Consider the following 17,139-nt stretch of genomic DNA (forward strand, 5'->3'; position numbering starts at 1 on the left):
AATCAATAACGTTCCAGGTCGATATCCAGGCCGAGCGAGCGGATTTCCTTCACCAATACATTGAAGGATTCCGGCATGCCAGCGTCGATCTTGTGTTCGCCCTTGACGATGTTTTCGTAAACCTTGGTACGACCGGTGACATCGTCGGACTTCACCGTCAGCATTTCCTGCAGGGTGTAGGCGGCGCCATACGCTTCCAGCGCCCATACTTCCATTTCACCGAAACGCTGGCCACCGAACTGTGCCTTACCACCCAGCGGCTGCTGGGTAACCAGGGAGTACGGACCGGTGGAGCGGGCGTGCATCTTGTCATCAACCAGGTGATGCAGCTTCAGGTAGTGCATCACACCCACGGTAACCTTGCGGTCGAAGGCTTCGCCGGAGCGGCCATCGTACAGGGTCATCTGGGTCTTGGACTCGTTAAAGCCCATTTGCTCGGTCAGCGGGTCGCCGCTCGGGTAAGCCAGATCCAGCATCAGCTTGATCTCGGTTTCCTTGGCACCATCGAATACCGGCGTGGCAAACGGCATGCCCTTGCGCAGGTTGTCTGCCAGATCGAAGATTTCGGCATCGGAGAGGCCAGCCAGATCTTCGGTCTTGCCGGTTTCGTTATAGAGGCGCTCCAGGTAGCCGCGCAGCTCGGCAACGTCCTGCTGTTGCTTGATCATGCGGTCGATGCGCTCGCCAATACCCTTGGCAGCCCAACCCAGATGCACTTCCAGAATCTGACCGATGTTCATACGCGACGGTACGCCCAGCGGGTTCAGCACGATGTCGACCGGACGACCGTCACCCATGTAAGGCATGTCTTCGATCGGCAGAATGCGGGATACCACACCCTTGTTACCGTGACGACCGGCCATCTTGTCACCAGCCTGCAGGCGACGCTTAACGGCCAGGTATACCTTGACCATTTTCTGCACGCCCGGCGGCAGTTCGTCGCCCTGGGTCAGTTTACGCTTCTTGTCTTCGAACTTGAGGTCGAATTCTTCGCGCTTCTGTACCAGGCTTTCCTTGATCAGTTCCAGCTGCTTGGCGATGTCTTCGTCAGCCATGCGGATGTCGAACCAGTCATGCTTGACCGGCAGGCTTTCCAGGTACTCGGCATCAATCGCGGTACCCTTGGCCAGACGCTTCGGACCACCGTTGGCCAGCTTGCCCACGATCAGACGTTCGATACGGCTGAAGGCGTCGTTTTCGAAAATGCGCAGCTGGTCGTTCAGGTCGAGGCGGTAGCGCTTCAGTTCGGCATCAATGATGGACTGGGCACGCTTATCGCGCTCGATACCTTCGCGGGTGAACACCTGTACGTCGATCACGGTACCCACGGTGCCGGTCGGCACGCGCAGGGATGTATCCTTCACGTCGGAGGCTTTTTCACCAAAGATGGCACGCAGCAGTTTTTCTTCCGGCGTCAGCTGGGTTTCACCCTTCGGGGTTACCTTGCCCACCAGTACGTCACCGGCTTCTACTTCAGCGCCGATGTAAACGATACCGGCTTCATCCAGACGGCCTGCCATGCGCTCGGACAGGTTCGGAATATCACGGGTGATTTCTTCCGGTCCCAGCTTGGTATCACGGGAGACAACCGACAGCTCTTCGATATGGATCGAGGTGTAGCGGTCTTCGGCAACCAGCTTTTCCGAGATCAGGATCGAGTCTTCGTAGTTGTAACCATTCCACGGCATGAAGGCGATGGTCATGTTCTGACCCAGCGCCAGTTCGCCCAGGTCGGTGGAAGCACCATCGGCTACCACGTCACCACTGGCGATCTTGTCGCCCACCTTCACCACCGGACGCTGGTTGATGTTGGTGTTCTGGTTGGAACGGGTGAACTTGGTGAGGTTGTAGATATCCACACCCACTTCACCGGCTACCGCTTCTTCATCGTTGACACGCACCACCACACGGCTGGCATCGACGTAGTCAACTACGCCGCCACGACGGGCAACCACGGTAGTACCGGAGTCAACCGCTACCGAACGCTCGATACCGGTACCGACAAACGGTTTTTCCGGGCGCAGGCACGGTACCGCCTGACGCTGCATGTTGGCACCCATCAAGGCACGGTTGGCGTCATCGTGTTCCAGGAAGGGAATCAGCGATGCGGCAACAGATACCACCTGACCGGTGGCCACGTCCATGTACTGAACGCGGTCCGGGGTAGCCAGAATGGTTTCGCCCTTTTCACGGCAAGTAACCAGTTCGTCGATCAGGGTACCGTCTTCGCCCAGCTCGGCGTTAGCCTGAGCAATGACGTAACGGCCTTCCTCGATGGCGGACAGGTAGTCGATCTCGTTGGTCACCTTGCTGTCCACGACCTTGCGGTACGGGGTTTCCAGGAAACCAAACTCGTTGGTACGTGCAAACACGGACAGCGAATTGATCAGACCGATGTTCGGACCTTCCGGCGTTTCGATCGGGCATACACGGCCGTAATGGGTCGGGTGTACGTCACGCACTTCGAAGCCGGCACGTTCGCGGGTCAGACCGCCCGGGCCAAGAGCCGATACACGGCGCTTGTGGGTAATTTCCGACAGCGGGTTGGTCTGGTCCATGAACTGGGACAGCTGCGAGGAACCAAAGAATTCCTTGATGGCAGCGGATACCGGCTTGGCGTTGATCAGGTCGTGCGGCATCAGGTTGTCGGACTCGGCCTGGTTCAGGCGTTCCTTCACTGCGCGCTCTACACGCACCAGACCGGCACGGAACTGGTTTTCGGCCAGTTCGCCCACGGAACGGACGCGACGGTTACCCAGATGGTCGATGTCATCGACTTCGCCACGACCATTGCGCAGTTCGCACAGGATGGCAATCACGGAAACGATGTCTTCGGTGGACAGGGTACCTTCCATCACGTCACGGCGACCGGCAAACTTTTCACCGATCAGCGACTTGAACCACTCCGGGGTCTTTTCATCGAACTTGTACTGATAAGTACGCGAGCTGAACTTCATGCGACCCACGCGCGACAGATCGTAGGTTTCTTCGCTGAAGAACAGGCGCTGGAACAGCGCTTCCACCGCGTCTTCGGTCGGCGGTTCGCCAGGACGCATCATGCGGTAGATGGCAACGCGAGCCTGCAGGCGATCCAGGCTGTCATCGGTACGCAGGGTTTGCGAGATGTACGCGCCTTGGTCCAGATCGTTGGTGAACAGAACTTCAACCTGTTCGATCTCAGCCAGTGCGAGCTTGGCCAGCAGCTCTTCGGTAATTTCTTCGTTGGCGCGCGCCAGCACTTCACCGGTATCAACATTGGTGACGTTGTGCGACAGCACCTTGCCCAGCAGCACATCAGCCGGCACTTCGATGCGATCCAGCTGTGCAGTCTGGATATCACGGATGTGCTTGGCGGTAATGCGCTTGTCCTTGGCAACAATCAGCTTGCCATCGGCAGCCACGATGTCGAACTTGGCCACTTCACCCTTCAGACGCTCCGGAACCACGCGCATGAACACGCCGGTCTTGGTCAGATAGAAGGTATCGAAGCTGTAGAATTCCGACAGGATCTGTTCGTTGCTGTAACCCAGTGCCTTCAGCAGGATGGTCACCGGCATCTTGCGACGACGGTCGATACGGAAGTACAGCAGGTCTTTCGGGTCAAACTCGAAGTCCAGCCAGGAACCGCGGTAAGGAATCACGCGGGCGGAGAACAGCAGCTTGCCGGAGGAATGGGTCTTGCCGCGGTCATGTTCGAAGAACACACCCGGGGAACGGTGCAGCTGGGAAACGATAACGCGTTCGGTACCGTTGATGATGAAAGAACCATTAGTGGTCATGAGCGGAATTTCGCCCATGTACACTTCATTCTCGCGCACTTCTTTTACCACCGGCTTGGACGACTCTTTGTCCAGGATGGTCAGACGGATGCGGGCGCGTAGCGGTGCGGCATAGGTAATGCCACGCAGCTGACATTCCTGCACGTCAAACGGCGGTTCGCCAAGGATGTAGTGAGCAAAATCAAGACGCGCATAGCCGTTGTGGCTATGAATCGGGAAAATCGATTTGAACGCGGCCTGCAGACCAGCATCCTTGCGCTGATCTAGCGGTACACCCAGTTGCAGGAAATCGGCATAAGAATCAATCTGGGTCGCCAACAGGAATGGGACATCGAGAACACTGGCGCGTTTCGCAAAGCTCTTACGAATACGCTTCTTCTCAGTAAACGAATAACTCATAGAGTCTCCATCGAGGTGGTAGTGGCGCAAGAAACCAAAAGTCAGCAGCCACGCCGGGTAATTGCTGGCTTTTACTATCTTTGTTTCGGCCAATTACAAGCGCAATAAGGCTGGCGGATTTCTCCGCCAGCCTCACCTTCTTTTCTCAAAGAAGATTATTTGATTTCAGCCTTAGCACCGGCATCGGTCAGTTGCTTCAGAACTTCTTCGGCTTCAGCCTTGGCTACGCCTTCTTTCACGGTCTTCGGAGCGCCGTCAACCATGTCCTTGGCTTCCTTCAGGCCCAGGCCGGTGATAGCACGAACAACCTTGATCACGTTAACCTTGTTGTCGCCAGCAGCGGTCAGAACAACGTCGAACTCGGTCTTTTCTTCAGCAGCAGCAGCGCCACCAGCAGCCGGGCCAGCAACGGCAACGGCAGCAGCGGAAACGCCGAACTTCTCTTCGAACGCCTTAACCAGGTCGTTCAGTTCCATAACGGTCAGGCCAGCAACGGCTTCGAGGATGTCTTCTTTGGTGATTGCCATGTAAAAATCTCCTGAATTCTATAAGAATCAAATAAGTTAAGCGGCTTCGGCTTGCTTCTCTGCCAATGCAGCCAGGGCGCGGGCGAAGCCAGCAACCGGAGCCTGCATAACGTAGAGAAGCTTGGACAGCAGTTCTTCGCGGCTCGGAATGGACGCCAGCTCAGCAACCTGAGCAGCATTCAGTACCGCGCCATTGTAGGAACCTGCCTTGACGATGATCTTGTCGTCAGCCTTGGCAAATTGATGCAGCACCTTGGCAGCAGCAACCGGATCGGTAGAGATACCATAAACGAGCGGGCCAACCATTTGTTCGGCCAGCGCTTCGAATTGGGTACCAGCAACCGCACGGCGAACCAGCGTGTTCTTCAGAACGCGCAGGTAAACGCCTTGCTCACGCGCCTGAGCGCGCAGCTTGGTCATGCTGCTTACCTCGATGCCCCGATATTCGGCGATGACGAGGGTCTGTGCAGCTACCAGCTCGGCAGCTACAGCAGCGACGACTGCCTTTTTATCTTCGATATTGAGACTCAAGGTCTATCTCCTAGACTGAAATGAAGCAGAATGATTTCTGCTCCGCTTTGCAGCGGCGACCTGTATCAGGAGACAACATAGAGAAGGGAAACTGGTGCTCATGGGCGGAATTGAACCGCCGACCTCTCCCTTACCAAGGGAGTGCTCTACCCCTGAGCTACATGAGCCCTGAACTCTTCAGAAGCCTACTTTCGGGTACACCATCTGCGCAGGATGCAGGCCACTGGGCAGTGACTAGCGATTAAGCCTTGCGGCTCCTACGGTCTTTGACAATCTGGCAGGCAAGCCTGCCAGCCCAAAGCCAGTGGCAAGGTGGCAAGCCACCCCGCCTAACTCGCATCAACTTAAGCGCTGACGGAGCTGGTATCTACACGAGCGCCAATACCCATGGTGCTGGATACGGCGATCTTTTTCAGATACACACCCTTGGAAGCTGCCGGCTTGGCTTTCACCAGGGCATCAACCAGAGCAGTAAAGTTTTCACGCAGGGCTTCGGCTTCGAAGGAAGCACGGCCGATAGTGGCGTGAATAATACCGGCCTTGTCGGTACGGTATTGAACCTGACCGGCCTTGGCGTTTTTAACCGCTTCGGCAACGTTCGGCGTAACAGTACCAACCTTCGGGTTCGGCATCAGGCCACGCGGGCCGAGGATCTGACCCAGTTGACCAACAACGCGCATTGCATCCGGGGAGGCAATCACAACGTCGAAGTCCAGATTGCCGGCTTTTACTTGCTCGGCCAGGTCGTCGAAACCGACAACTTCAGCACCGGCGGCCTTGGCGGCTTCGGCGTTAGCACCTTGAGCAAATACAGCAACGCGTACGGACTTACCGGTGCCGCGCGGCAGAACTACGGAGCCACGAACAACCTGGTCGGATTTACGCGGGTCAACACCCAGGTTAACGGCCACATCGATGGACTCGTCAAACTTGGCGGTAGCAGCAGATTTAACCAGAGCAATTGCTTCTTCAACAGCGTACAGCTTGTTGCGATCAACAGTTGCCTTCAGGGTTTGCAGGCGCTTGGAAATCTTGGCCATTTACACACCCTCCACTTCAAGACCCATCGAACGGGCGGAGCCGGCGATGGTGCGAACAGCAGCGTCCAGATCAGCAGCGGTCAGGTCCGGCTGCTTGGTCTTGGCGATTTCTTCCAGCTGAGCACGGCTTACCTTGCCAACCTTGTCGGTATGCGGCTTGGAGGAACCGGACTTGATGCCAGCAGCCTTCTTCAGCAGAATGGTCGCCGGCGGCGTCTTCATGATGAAGGTGAAGGACTTGTCTGCATAAGCAGTGATCACAACCGGAATCGGCAGACCCGGCTCGATGCCTTGAGTCTGGGCGTTGAACGCCTTGCAGAATTCCATGATGTTCAGACCACGCTGACCCAGAGCCGGACCGATCGGAGGAGACGGGTTGGCCTTACCAGCGGGCACTTGCAGCTTTACATAGCCGACAATTTTCTTTGCCACGATTGAAACTCCTAAAATGGGTATAGCGCGAGCGTGCACTCGCTTCCCGGACGAAAGCGCAACAGTATATACGCTTACAAACTAGCTGCCAAGTAGTATTACAGCTTTTCTACCTGACTGAAATCAAGCTCAACCGGGGTGTCGCGACCGAAGATCTGCACCGACACACGCAGCTTGTTGCGCTCGTAATTGACTTCGTCGACAGAGCCATTGAAATCATTGAAAGGACCGTCGGTAACACGAACCTTTTCACCAACTTCAAACAGCACTTTCGGCTTCGGCTTTTCAACACCCTCTTGCATCTGCTGCATGATGGCATCGACTTCCTTCTTGGAAATCGGCGCCGGGCGGTTAGCCGTACCACCAACAAAACCGGTCACCTTGGGGGTACTCTTCACCAGGTGCCAGGTATCGTCGGTCATATCCATCTCGACCAGAACATAACCGGGGAAGAACTTGCGCTCGGTAATGGAGCGGCGGCCATTCTTGATATCCACCACTTCTTCTACCGGAACGAGGATCTGGCCGAACAGATCTGCCACCTCGGAACGTTCAATGCGCTCACGCAGCGCCTTCTGCACACTTTTCTCAAAACCGGAATAAGCGTGCACAACGTACCAGCGCTTTGCCATTATCTACCTCGACCAAGAATTACATCGTAGAACAACCAGGACAGACCCGAATCCACCATCCACATGAACAGGGCCAGCACCAGAACGAAGACGAAAACCATGCCGGTCATTTGCATGGCTTCCTTACGGGTAGGCCATACGACCTTACGCGCCTCAACAAGGGAATCATTGGCATAAGCCACGAATTCCTTGCCCGGTGCCGACAGCCAGACGGCACCAGCCGCCAGCACAACGCCAACAATGAATGCCAGGGCGCGTAACACACCCTGATCTTCGGGAATCATGTAGAAGCCAACAACACCGGCAACCACCAGCAGACCGGCCAGAGCCAGTTTGAGTTTATCTTGCATTTCCATGTGTGGAATGTTCTCTGCGCGTATGCGACAAAAGACCAACCGGCGCACAAGCGCCGGCTGGTCTTAATTGGCAGGCCAGGAGGGTCTCGAACCCCCAACCCTCGGTTTTGGAGACCGATACTCTACCAATTGAGCTACTGGCCTATAAACCTATTAATCAAGCAAGAATCTTTGCTACCACGCCGGCGCCAACAGTACGGCCGCCTTCACGGATCGCGAAACGCAGACCTTCTTCCATAGCGATCGGAGCGATCAGTTCTACGGTGATTTCCACGTTGTCACCCGGCATTACCATTTCCACGCCTTCGGCCAGGGTAACTGCGCCAGTTACGTCGGTCGTACGGAAGTAGAACTGCGGACGGTAGTTAGCGAAGAACGGGGTGTGACGACCGCCTTCATCCTTGCTCAGCACGTATACCGATGCGCCGAACTTGGTGTGCGGGGTGATGGTGCCCGGCTTGGCCAGAACCTGACCACGCTCCACGTCTTCACGCTTGGTGCCACGCAGCAGAACGCCTACGTTGTCACCAGCCTGACCTTGGTCCAGCAGCTTGCGGAACATTTCCACGCCGGTGCAGGTGGTCTTCGCGGTTGCCTTCAGGCCCACGATTTCCAGTTCTTCACCAACCTTAACGATGCCGCGTTCTACACGACCAGTCACTACAGTACCACGACCGGAGATGGAGAATACGTCTTCGATCGGCAGCAGGAACGGCTTGTCAACTGCGCGTTCCGGAGTCGGGATGTAGGAGTCCAGAGCAGCAGCCAGACGGAAGATGGACGGTTCGCCCATTTCGGATTGGTCGCCTTCCAGTGCCAGACGGGCAGAGCCGATTACTACCGGGGTGTCATCGCCCGGGAAATCGTAGGAAGACAGCAGATCGCGCACTTCCATTTCAACCAGTTCCAGCAGTTCTGCGTCGTCAACCAGGTCAGCCTTGTTCAGGTAAACGATGATGTACGGTACGCCAACCTGACGGGACAGCAGGATGTGTTCGCGAGTTTGCGGCATCGGGCCGTCAGCTGCGGAGCACACCAGGATCGCGCCGTCCATCTGGGCAGCACCGGTAATCATGTTCTTAACGTAGTCGGCGTGACCCGGGCAGTCTACGTGAGCGTAGTGACGTGCTTCGGTTTCGTATTCTACGTGAGCGGTATTAATGGTAATACCACGTGCCTTTTCTTCCGGCGCGCTGTCGATCTGGGAGTAGTCCTTGGCTTCGCCACCGAACTTCTTCGACAGAATGGTGGTGATCGCTGCGGTCAGGGTGGTCTTACCATGGTCAACGTGACCGATGGTGCCGACGTTTACGTGCGGTTTGGTCCGCTCGAACTTTTCCTTAGCCATGGCAAAATTTCCTGAAAATGAGTCACTACAAACAAATTGGTGGTGCCCATGGGCAGAATTGAACTGCCGACCTCTCCCTTACCAAGGGAGTGCTCTACCCCTGAGCTACATGGGCCCTTAAACAGGCATTAACGCTTGGAGCGGGTGAAGGGAATCGAACCCTCGTCGTAAGCTTGGAAGGCTTCTGCTCTACCATTGAGCTACACCCGCCTGCAACAACTAAACGGCTTTCATACTACACGCCGCCAAGACGTAATTAATTCTGGTGGGGGGAGAAGGATTCGAACCTTCGAAGGCTGAGCCGCCGGATTTACAGTCCGGACCCGTTGACCGCTGGGGTAACCCCCCCTGAGAGACCCGAATAGTATAGATACCCGTTTCTGTCGTCAATACCTGTAGCGCATTTTTTTTAATTATTTTTGCCGGAAAATGCACAAAGCCCCGCAATGGGCGGGGCTCTGCTTTTTGCATCAAGTACTTAGCCTTGATCAGGCCTTGCCGGAGATCTGCAGATATTTTGCATGCAGCTGTTCCTGGGTTTCAGGATGAGCCGGATCCAGCGGAATGCAATCCACCGGACAGACTTGCTGGCACTGCGGCTCGTCATAATGACCAACACACTGCGTGCACAGATTGGGGTCGATCTGGTAAATCTCTTCGCCCTGGGAGATGGCGTTGTTCGGGCATTCCGGTTCACAGACGTCGCAGTTGATGCATTCGTCGGTAATCATGAGAGACATAGTAATTTCCTCAAGTATTCACAGTATTGATTCTGTCATCCGCCTGCCACAGTCGCAAGTTCGCCCCGTTATATCTTTATGCGGCAACCTGCAGGCGTATTACAGCGATTCTTGTTGGGTCGGTCTTGCCAGCGCGTAATGCACTGACGCTGCCTTGTCCTGCTTGATGACTTCCCACCCGTTCATGCTTTCCGGCCAGTGTCTTGCCTCGAAGTACACCACACCTTCCGCCGTCAGCAGATTAACCATTAGCGGCAGTACCTGCTGCAGCAATGTTGAGTCGTAGGGTGGGTCGAGGAAGATGACATCAAATTGTTCACGGCAGCTTTTTACGTAATGCAGAGCATCCATGGCGACAACATCGATATGTGTCGCCGCCAGCAGCTGGCGATTTGCCTTGAGTGACTCAGCCACCTTGCGTGACTTTTCCACCATCACCACACGGGCAGCCTCGCGAGATGCCGCCTCAAAGCCCAGTGCACCACTGCCGGCAAACAAGTCCAGACAACGCTTGCCATACAGTTCCTGCCCCAGCCAGTTGAAGACGGTTTCTCTTACCCGGTCCGGCGTTGGCCGCAAGCCTTCGGCGTCCGGGAAAGGTAACAAGCGGCGGCGGTACTGCCCCCCGATGATACGGACTTTGTTTCGCTGCTGATTCATGATGCCTTGACTGAAAACACAAGGGCGAGAGTTTACTCTTTTCCCGTCTGGCATGCTGTATCGCAAGCGGTTTGGGGCTTAAGGTGTAGCGCCCACCGTCACAATCTGCATCTGCTGCATTACAATCCGGCGACGCCAAGCATCACGAATCTGCGCGGTCGTCACTGCCGCTACGGCGCGAGGATAGTCCTGCAGATAGCTTAATGGCAATTGATACTGCCCCATGGTCGCAAGATACGGCAGCAGTTTTCCATTGCTGTCGTAGCGCAGGGGAAAGCCACCGATGATATTGGCCTTGGCTTGCTGCAGTTCTGCTGTCGAGGGTCCATTCTCTATATATTTATTCAGTACCTCACGTGTTGCCTGTAGTGCGGTTGCAGCCTCGGCATTGCGGGTAGCAAGTGCAATGATAAACGGCCCTGCCTGTTGCAATGGCGTGAAATGGCTGCTCACTCCATAGGTGAGTCCGCGCCGGCTACGCAGTTCCTGCATTAATCGCGAGTCGAAACCACCGCCACCAAGAATATAGTTACCAACGATCAGAGCGTAGTAGTCCGGATCGTCGCGCTTCAACACTGGCATGCCCAGTACGATATGCGTCTGACTACCAGGCAGTGATAACTGGAGTGGTGCGGCTGCTGCCTTCACGGCGACATCAGGAATAGCGGGTAGCGTCGTATTGCCTGTCGGCAAATCCTTTAATAAGTCATTGACCAGTTTTTCGGCTGCCGGACGGCTGATATCACCTACGATGGAGACCACTGCCGATGCGGCCCGGTAGTGTTGTCGCCAGAAGGCCCGCAGATCATCCTGCTGGATTGCCTGCAGGCTTTTCACGGTAATGAAGGCTGGCTTGCCATATGGATGGCTGCCATACATGCGCTGTCGCAACATGATATCGGCCATGGCAGCGGCATCCTCTTGCCGTTGTTGCAAGCTATCAATGGCACGCTGCCGCTCTCGCTGCAGCGCGGCAGCAGCAAAACGAGGCCGTGACAGTTCACTGGCAGCCAGCTCCATGGCGCGCTGTAGCAGGGCCGGACGGGTCAAGGTGCGCAAGCGCAGCCCAGCACTTTCCACATCGGCGAATCCGTTCAATTGCGCAGCACTACTGGCTAGTTGGCGCTGGATGGCCTCTTCATCCAGTGAGCCGGCACCTGCATCCAGCAAACCAGCCACCATGACAGCAAGTCCTTCCTTGCCTGACGGGTCGCGCCGGCTGCCGGCGTCAAAGTCTATACGGACGTCCAGCATCGGATTGGCATGCGCTTCCACCAACAATACCCGCGCCTGCTGGGGACTGACCCATGACTGAATCTCCACGGCATGCGCCAGCATGCTGGCCAACATCAGCATGCAAGCCAGTGCAATTGGTTTAGCGGACAAGTCCATCTCCCTTCGTCAGTCCGGCAGCAGGCTGCTTCCCGCCCTTGCCGTGCAGGGTCAACACCGTTAGCTGGGTATCTTGCAGTGACGCCGCGGCCTGTCTGACTTGTGCTGAACTCACTTGCTGCATGTGTTTTCTGATGAGATCCCGGTTACGCCAGGAAAAACCCAGCGACTCCAGCGTACCTATCTGCATGGCCTGGGCAAACAGGGAATCCCGCTGGTAGATTTCGTCTGCATCCAGCTGCAGGCGGACACGGGCAAGCTCCTGCTCGCTGACACCGTGCTCGACAATTTCTTGCAGCTGTTGCCGGATGGCCGCTTCCAGTTCGTTTGGCTGTCGGCTCATCGCCTGACTGGCGGTAATGGCAAACAAAGCCTCTCCTCGTCCCATCATGTCGTAGTCTGCTGATGCATCGTGCGCCTGCACCCCACCGCGTACCATATTGCGTGGCAAGCGTGCTGCGGAGTCTCCAGACAATACAGCCTCCAGCAAAGCATAGGCATAGACTTGTTCATCACTGGTCGTCCTGAGTCCTGGCACGTGCCAGGCCATGGTCAGATAGTTAAGCTGCGACGGTGCACTGATCTCTACCCGTTTGATGCCCTGCTGGAGTGGTTCTCGTTGCGGATTGCGCATGGGCAGATTTACTGCGGGCAATTTACCGAAATAATGATTGGCTTGTTCAATCACCCAAGTCGGATCGACATCGCCAACCACCACCAGGGTGGCATTGTTCGGTGCATACCACTGCTGATACCAATGGCGCAGATCTTCGGCACGGGCATGTTGCAGATCATCCATCCAGCCGATGACCGGATAGCGCACCGGATTGGCCACAAAGGCATTGGCATGCAGCGCCTCTTGCAGCAAGCCAACTGGCTGGTCTTCCGTGCGCATACGCCGCTCCTCCTTGACCACTTCCAGCTCACGGCGGAAGGACGACTCATTAATCAGCAGGTTCGCCATGCGATCCGCTTCCAGCTCTAACGCCAAGGGCAACTTGTCGGCAGATAACTGGGCAAAATATACGGTGTAATCGCGGCTGGTAAATGCATTTTCCTTGCCGCCCGCTTGGGCAATCCGGCGGGAGTACTCACCATCGGCCACCCTGGCAGTTCCCTTGAACATCATGTGCTCCAGCAAATGTGACAGGCCAGTGCGTCCATTGACCTCATCCACGCTGCCCACCCGATACCACAGCTGTGAAACCACCACCGGAGAACGCACGTCGCGCTCAACCACAATCTTCAGCCCATTGGGCAATGTGGCCTCTAGCGGGACGGCCCCCGCCACGCTGGCCAGCAGCATGAGCATGACTCCGATCCACCCTGATTTTGCTTTCATTACCATCGTTTCTGCCCAGTTGCTCATTTAAGGATACAATTTAGCCATTTATCGCCTTCCCAGACTACGCAGACGCATGTTTAGTTTCTTCAAGAAAAAACCAAAACCGGTTGAAACCCCGGTCATCGAACCCCAGACCGAGGCCTCCAGCGCACCACTCGTCGAGTCAAGTCCGCCAGCCCCAACTGACATTGCCACCCCTATTCCGGCGACCGATCCTGTTGCCACGCCAGTCGCCGACATTGCTGCTTCAGCACCGCAAGCTGAAGTCGACGAGCCTGAGGAGGCTCCGGCCAGAAAGCTAAGCTGGACCGAACGCCTGAAGGCTGGCCTTTCGAAAACCCGGGACAAACTGGGCAAATCGCTGGCTGGCCTGTTTGGAGGCGGCAAGATCGATGAAGATCTGTACGAGGAGCTGGAAACTGTCCTGCTGACCGCCGATATGGGCATGGATGCAACGGTACACCTGCTGCAGGATGTACGCGAACGCGTCAGCCTCAAAGGGCTGAAGGATGGCAGCGAGCTGAAAGGCGCGCTGAAGGACTCGCTCAACCAGCTGATTCATCCCTTGGAAAAGCCGCTGGATGTCAGCGGCAAAAAACCCTTTGTCATCATGATGGCCGGGGTAAACGGTGCTGGCAAGACCACCTCCATCGGCAAGCTGGCTAAATACTATCAACTGCAAGGCAAGAGTGTGCTGCTGGCTGCTGGCGACACCTTCCGCGCCGCCGCGCGCGAGCAGCTGATGGCTTGGGGCGAGCGCAATAATGTCACCGTGATTGCCCAACAAGGCGGCGATGCCGCTGCCGTATGCTACGACGCCATTCAGGCCGCCATTGCACGTGACATCGATATCGTGCTGGCGGATACCGCCGGCCGCCTGCCGACCCAGCTGCACCTGATGGAAGAAATCAAGAAGGTGAAGCGTGTCATCCAGAAGGCCCTGCCGGATGCACCGCATGAAGTCATTCTGGTGCTGGATGCCAATATCGGTCAGAACGCCATCAGCCAAGTGAAAGTATTTGATGATGCACTGGGCCTGACCGGCCTGATCCTGACCAAACTGGATGGTACGGCCAAGGGTGGCGTCATTGCCGCCATTGCCAAGCAACGGCCGATTCCGCTACGGTTTGTCGGGGTTGGCGAAAGCATTGACGATCTGCGCCCGTTCAGCAGCAAGGATTACGTCGACGCTCTGTTCGACTGATCATCTGCCTCATATCAGCCACGCCGGCGGCTTGCCGTCGGCATTGTCTTACCGGATCAAGGGGAATCCAGCGCATGATTCAGTTCGACCAGGTCACCAAGCGTTATCCCGGTGGCAACGAAGCCCTGAAGAATCTTTCCTTTACCATAGATACCGGCGAAATGGCCTTTCTGGCCGGCCACTCCGGTGCGGGCAAATCTACCCTGCTCAAGCTGGTGGCTGGCATCGAACGTGCCACCAGTGGCAGCGTGATTGTCAGCGGACATAATCTGTCCAAGCTGCGCAACAGCCAGATCCCCTATGTCCGTCAGCATATCGGCATGGTGTTTCAGGATCACAAGCTGCTGTTTGACCGCACGGTGTTTGACAATGTAATGCTGCCGCTGGACATCATCGGCTTTGATCGTCGCGATGCCGCACGCCGGGTGCGTGCCGCACTGGACAAGGTGGGCCTGCTGTCCAAGGAAAAATCCATGCCCATCCGCCTGTCCGGTGGCGAGCAACAGCGCCTGTGCATTGCACGCGCCGTAGTCCACCGTCCCAGCCTGCTGCTGGCGGATGAACCATCGGCCAATCTGGACCGCGCTTACGCACTGGACATCATGGAGTTGTTCAAATCTTTCCATCAGGTTGGCGTTACCGTGGTGATTTCCGCCCACGATGAAACCCTGATGGAAGACTATGGCCGCCGCATCATCCGGTTGAAAGAAGGGCAGTTCGCCGCATGAAACACTATCTGTACCTGAACTGGCAAAGTGCACGCCAAGCCTTGGGCAAGATTTTCCGCCAACCGTTTGGCAGCCTGCTTACCCTGCTGATGCTGTCCATTGCGCTGGCCCTGCCGCTTTCACTCTACCTCACCGTCAGCAGCATCCAGGAGTGGGCTGGCCGGCTGACTGCCACGCCACAGATCACCCTCTTCATGGAGCAATCCGCCGAAGAAGCTGACCTGGCCGCCGTCTCCAGCACGCTGACCAAACACCCGCGCATCCAGAGCTTCAGCTTTGTCGGCAAGAAACAGGCGCTAAATGAACTTGAAAAGCGCAACGGGCTTTCCGGACTTAGCGAGGGGCTAACTGACAATCCGCTGCCGGATGCGTTTGTGGTCACCCCCAAAACACTGGAACCGCACGAACTGGAAATGCTGCAAAAAGAGCTTTCCGGCCTGCCCATGGTGGAATCCGCCCAATTTGACGCACGCTGGGCCAAGCGACTGTACGCCATGGTGGAACTGGGCAAGCAGCTGACCTGGTTTCTGGGCGCAGCACTCGGCATAGCCTTGGTGCTGGTTACCCATAATGCGGTACGGATGCAGATTCTGGCGCGACGCGATGAAATTGAAGTGGCCAAGCTGATTGGCGCGCCGGACAGCTTCATCCGCCGCCCCTTCATGTATCACGCCATGTGGCAGGGCCTGCTGGCTGGTTTGTCCGCCTGGGGCCTGACCAGCTGGCTGGTAATGACCGCCAACCCGGCCATTCACGACTTTGCCCAGCTTTACAATGAGCGTGTATCGCTACGCGGATTGAATTCCGCCGAGCTACTGGTGGTACTGGCGGTATCTGCCCTGTTGGCCATGCTGGGTGCGCGCCTGGCATCAGACCACCACCTGCGGAAAATTCAACCTCGTTAACAATCCATTCCTTTCCCCAGCGGCTGGATTTCGCTTAATGTGACATCCAGCCAGCGCATGCTTCTTGGTCTTTTCCCCGGTTTGCCTCGTAAAAAACTATCGGCACCATAGAAAAATTCATTGACGCTGGAACCTTTGCTTGCTAGCACTCTCTATATGCGAGTGCTAAGATAGCACTACCCAAGGAGGTAGTTACACTGATGACCACAACATTTGCCTTGCCCGTTCCGTCGTCCAGCGGCAGCCTGGAGCAATACATCCAGGCGGTGAACAGTGTTCCCATGCTGACCCCCGAACAGGAGACAGAGCTGGCCACCCGCTTCCAGCAAGACAATGATCTGGAAGCCGCCCGCCAGATGGTGCTGTCGCACCTGCGTGTCGTCGTATCGATTTCGCGTGGTTATGCCGGTTACGGCCTACCGCAGGCCGACCTGATCCAGGAAGGCAATATCGGCCTGATGAAAGCGGTAAAACGCTTTGAACCGGGCCGTGGCGTACGCCTGTTTTCCTTTGCCGTGCACTGGATCAAGGCCGAAATCCACGAATTCATCCTGCGCAACTGGCGCTTGGTGCGCATTGCCACCACCAAGCCGCAACGCAAGCTGTTCTTCAACCTGCGTAGCATGAAGAGCAGCTTTTCCGCCCTGAGCGAAAACGAGGCACGGCAGATTGCCGAAGACCTTGGCGTAAAGCCGGAAGAAGTACGGGAAATGGAAACCCGTATGAGCGGGCAGGACATCGCCCTGATGGCAGATGATGGTGACGACGAAGGTTACGCCCCCATCGACTGGCTGGCTGACGCACATCATGAACCGACCCGCGCGCTCGAGCGCAAGGCCTTCGATCACCTGCAAACCGAAGGGATCGAATACGCATTGTCCTCGCTGGATGCACGCAGCCGCCGCATCGTGGAAGCGCGCTGGCTAGCAGACGATGGTGGCGCCACCTTGCACGAGCTGGCCGCCGAGTTTGGTGTTTCCGCCGAGCGTATTCGCCAGATCGAAGCCAAGGCCCTGGGTAAGATGAAGACGGCACTGAGCGAAGGCGTGGTCATCGACAACTGACCGCCCCGCCGTTCCAGCAAAAAGCCCGCGTTACGCAACGCGGGCTTTTTCATGATC

At 56.5% G+C, this 17,139-nt stretch carries 16 protein-coding genes and 5 tRNA genes; 4 read left to right on the plus strand and 17 right to left on the minus strand.

Annotated features, from left to right (window positions below; translation table 11 throughout):
* Positions 1-2: 2 nt before the first annotated feature.
* The 17 genes from rpoB to GSR16_RS18475 form a co-directional block, all read right to left on the minus strand.
* Positions 3-4,178, minus strand: a complete 4,176-nt coding sequence (rpoB, locus tag GSR16_RS18395; RefSeq protein WP_159879920.1) for a DNA-directed RNA polymerase subunit beta — start codon at positions 4,176-4,178, stop codon at positions 3-5.
* A 155-nt stretch (positions 4,179-4,333) separates the two neighbouring features.
* The gene (gene rplL / locus GSR16_RS18400) at positions 4,334-4,705 is read right to left on the minus strand and encodes a 50S ribosomal protein L7/L12 (RefSeq protein ID WP_159879922.1); all 372 of its coding nucleotides are present in this window, start codon (positions 4,703-4,705) and stop codon (positions 4,334-4,336) included.
* 36 nt (positions 4,706-4,741) lie between these two features.
* Positions 4,742-5,236: a 50S ribosomal protein L10 gene (rplJ, locus tag GSR16_RS18405; RefSeq protein ID WP_159879924.1), complete on the minus strand. Its 495-nt coding sequence runs from the start codon at positions 5,234-5,236 to the stop codon at positions 4,742-4,744.
* Between the two features lie 92 nt (positions 5,237-5,328).
* A tRNA-Thr gene (locus tag GSR16_RS18410) sits at positions 5,329-5,403 on the minus strand.
* A gap of 177 nt (positions 5,404-5,580) precedes the next feature.
* Positions 5,581-6,276: a 50S ribosomal protein L1 gene (gene rplA / locus GSR16_RS18415; RefSeq protein WP_045848777.1), complete on the minus strand. Its 696-nt coding sequence runs from the start codon at positions 6,274-6,276 to the stop codon at positions 5,581-5,583.
* A complete protein-coding gene (gene rplK / locus GSR16_RS18420; RefSeq protein WP_045848776.1) occupies positions 6,277-6,708 on the minus strand; it encodes a 50S ribosomal protein L11 in 432 nt (143 codons plus the stop codon). It lies immediately after the preceding gene.
* 98 nt (positions 6,709-6,806) lie between these two features.
* The gene (gene nusG, locus GSR16_RS18425; protein WP_159879926.1) at positions 6,807-7,340 is read right to left on the minus strand and encodes a transcription termination/antitermination protein NusG; all 534 of its coding nucleotides are present in this window, start codon (positions 7,338-7,340) and stop codon (positions 6,807-6,809) included.
* Entirely contained in the window at positions 7,340-7,696 is a 357-nt protein-coding gene (secE, locus tag GSR16_RS18430) for a preprotein translocase subunit SecE (protein ID WP_159879928.1), read from the minus strand. Before secE ends, nusG begins: the two co-directional genes overlap by 1 nt.
* A 68-nt stretch (positions 7,697-7,764) precedes the next feature.
* Positions 7,765-7,840 (minus strand) — tRNA-Trp (locus tag GSR16_RS18435).
* A gap of 13 nt (positions 7,841-7,853) precedes the next feature.
* Complete coding sequence (gene tuf, locus GSR16_RS18440; RefSeq protein WP_159879912.1) at positions 7,854-9,044, minus strand: elongation factor Tu; 1,191 nt, start codon at positions 9,042-9,044, stop codon at positions 7,854-7,856.
* Between the two features lie 40 nt (positions 9,045-9,084).
* Positions 9,085-9,159: transfer RNA gene (locus tag GSR16_RS18445), tRNA-Thr, on the minus strand.
* Between the two features lie 21 nt (positions 9,160-9,180).
* Positions 9,181-9,254: transfer RNA gene (locus tag GSR16_RS18450), tRNA-Gly, on the minus strand.
* A 53-nt stretch (positions 9,255-9,307) separates the two neighbouring features.
* Positions 9,308-9,393 (minus strand) — tRNA-Tyr (locus tag GSR16_RS18455).
* Between the two features lie 139 nt (positions 9,394-9,532).
* Complete coding sequence (locus GSR16_RS18460) at positions 9,533-9,784, minus strand: YfhL family 4Fe-4S dicluster ferredoxin (protein ID WP_089082795.1); 252 nt, start codon at positions 9,782-9,784, stop codon at positions 9,533-9,535.
* A gap of 99 nt (positions 9,785-9,883) precedes the next feature.
* Positions 9,884-10,444 (minus strand): 16S rRNA (guanine(966)-N(2))-methyltransferase RsmD, encoded by a 561-nt coding sequence (rsmD, locus tag GSR16_RS18465; RefSeq protein ID WP_159879930.1) that lies wholly within the window; start codon positions 10,442-10,444, stop codon positions 9,884-9,886.
* 78 nt (positions 10,445-10,522) lie between these two features.
* A complete protein-coding gene (locus GSR16_RS18470; protein WP_240902533.1) occupies positions 10,523-11,719 on the minus strand; it encodes a M16 family metallopeptidase in 1,197 nt (398 codons plus the stop codon).
* 100 nt (positions 11,720-11,819) lie between these two features.
* On the minus strand, positions 11,820-13,148 hold the full coding sequence (locus tag GSR16_RS18475) for a M16 family metallopeptidase (RefSeq protein WP_240902534.1): 1,329 nt from the start codon (positions 13,146-13,148) through the stop codon (positions 11,820-11,822).
* A 106-nt stretch (positions 13,149-13,254) separates the two neighbouring features.
* Here GSR16_RS18475 and ftsY point away from each other — a divergent pair, with 106 nt between their 5' ends.
* The 4 genes from ftsY to rpoH all read left to right on the plus strand — a co-directional run bounded on the left by ftsY (position 13,255) and on the right by rpoH (position 17,082).
* The gene (gene ftsY / locus GSR16_RS18480; protein WP_159879936.1) at positions 13,255-14,385 is read left to right on the plus strand and encodes a signal recognition particle-docking protein FtsY; all 1,131 of its coding nucleotides are present in this window, start codon (positions 13,255-13,257) and stop codon (positions 14,383-14,385) included.
* A gap of 74 nt (positions 14,386-14,459) precedes the next feature.
* Positions 14,460-15,113: a cell division ATP-binding protein FtsE gene (ftsE, locus tag GSR16_RS18485; RefSeq protein WP_159879938.1), complete on the plus strand. Its 654-nt coding sequence runs from the start codon at positions 14,460-14,462 to the stop codon at positions 15,111-15,113.
* Positions 15,110-16,018: a permease-like cell division protein FtsX gene (ftsX, locus tag GSR16_RS18490; protein WP_159879940.1), complete on the plus strand. Its 909-nt coding sequence runs from the start codon at positions 15,110-15,112 to the stop codon at positions 16,016-16,018. Before ftsE ends, ftsX begins: the two co-directional genes overlap by 4 nt.
* Before the next feature lie 200 nt (positions 16,019-16,218).
* Positions 16,219-17,082 (plus strand): RNA polymerase sigma factor RpoH, encoded by an 864-nt coding sequence (gene rpoH, locus GSR16_RS18495; protein WP_159879942.1) that lies wholly within the window; start codon positions 16,219-16,221, stop codon positions 17,080-17,082.
* Positions 17,083-17,139: the final 57 nt, after the last annotated feature.

This window comes from Aquitalea denitrificans, assembly GCF_009856625.1.
Lineage (GTDB): Bacteria > Pseudomonadota > Gammaproteobacteria > Burkholderiales > Chromobacteriaceae > Aquitalea > Aquitalea denitrificans.

Coding starts and splice junctions, on each gene's coding strand:
- rpoB (WP_159879920.1), bottom strand. CDS start 4,178: ATGAGTTATTCGTTTACTGAGAAGAAGCGTATTCGTAAGAGCTTTGCG.
- rplL (WP_159879922.1), bottom strand. CDS start 4,705: ATGGCAATCACCAAAGAAGACATCCTCGAAGCCGTTGCTGGCCTGACC.
- rplA (WP_045848777.1), bottom strand. CDS start 6,276: ATGGCCAAGATTTCCAAGCGCCTGCAAACCCTGAAGGCAACTGTTGAT.
- nusG (WP_159879926.1), bottom strand. CDS start 7,340: ATGGCAAAGCGCTGGTACGTTGTGCACGCTTATTCCGGTTTTGAGAAA.
- secE (WP_159879928.1), bottom strand. CDS start 7,696: ATGGAAATGCAAGATAAACTCAAACTGGCTCTGGCCGGTCTGCTGGTG.
- tuf (WP_159879912.1), bottom strand. CDS start 9,044: ATGGCTAAGGAAAAGTTCGAGCGGACCAAACCGCACGTAAACGTCGGC.
- GSR16_RS18460 (WP_089082795.1), bottom strand. CDS start 9,784: ATGTCTCTCATGATTACCGACGAATGCATCAACTGCGACGTCTGTGAA.
- rsmD (WP_159879930.1), bottom strand. CDS start 10,444: ATGAATCAGCAGCGAAACAAAGTCCGTATCATCGGGGGGCAGTACCGC.
- GSR16_RS18475 (WP_240902534.1), bottom strand. CDS start 13,148: ATGCTCATGCTGCTGGCCAGCGTGGCGGGGGCCGTCCCGCTAGAGGCC.
- ftsY (WP_159879936.1), top strand. CDS start 13,255: ATGTTTAGTTTCTTCAAGAAAAAACCAAAACCGGTTGAAACCCCGGTC.
- ftsE (WP_159879938.1), top strand. CDS start 14,460: ATGATTCAGTTCGACCAGGTCACCAAGCGTTATCCCGGTGGCAACGAA.
- ftsX (WP_159879940.1), top strand. CDS start 15,110: ATGAAACACTATCTGTACCTGAACTGGCAAAGTGCACGCCAAGCCTTG.
- rpoH (WP_159879942.1), top strand. CDS start 16,219: ATGACCACAACATTTGCCTTGCCCGTTCCGTCGTCCAGCGGCAGCCTG.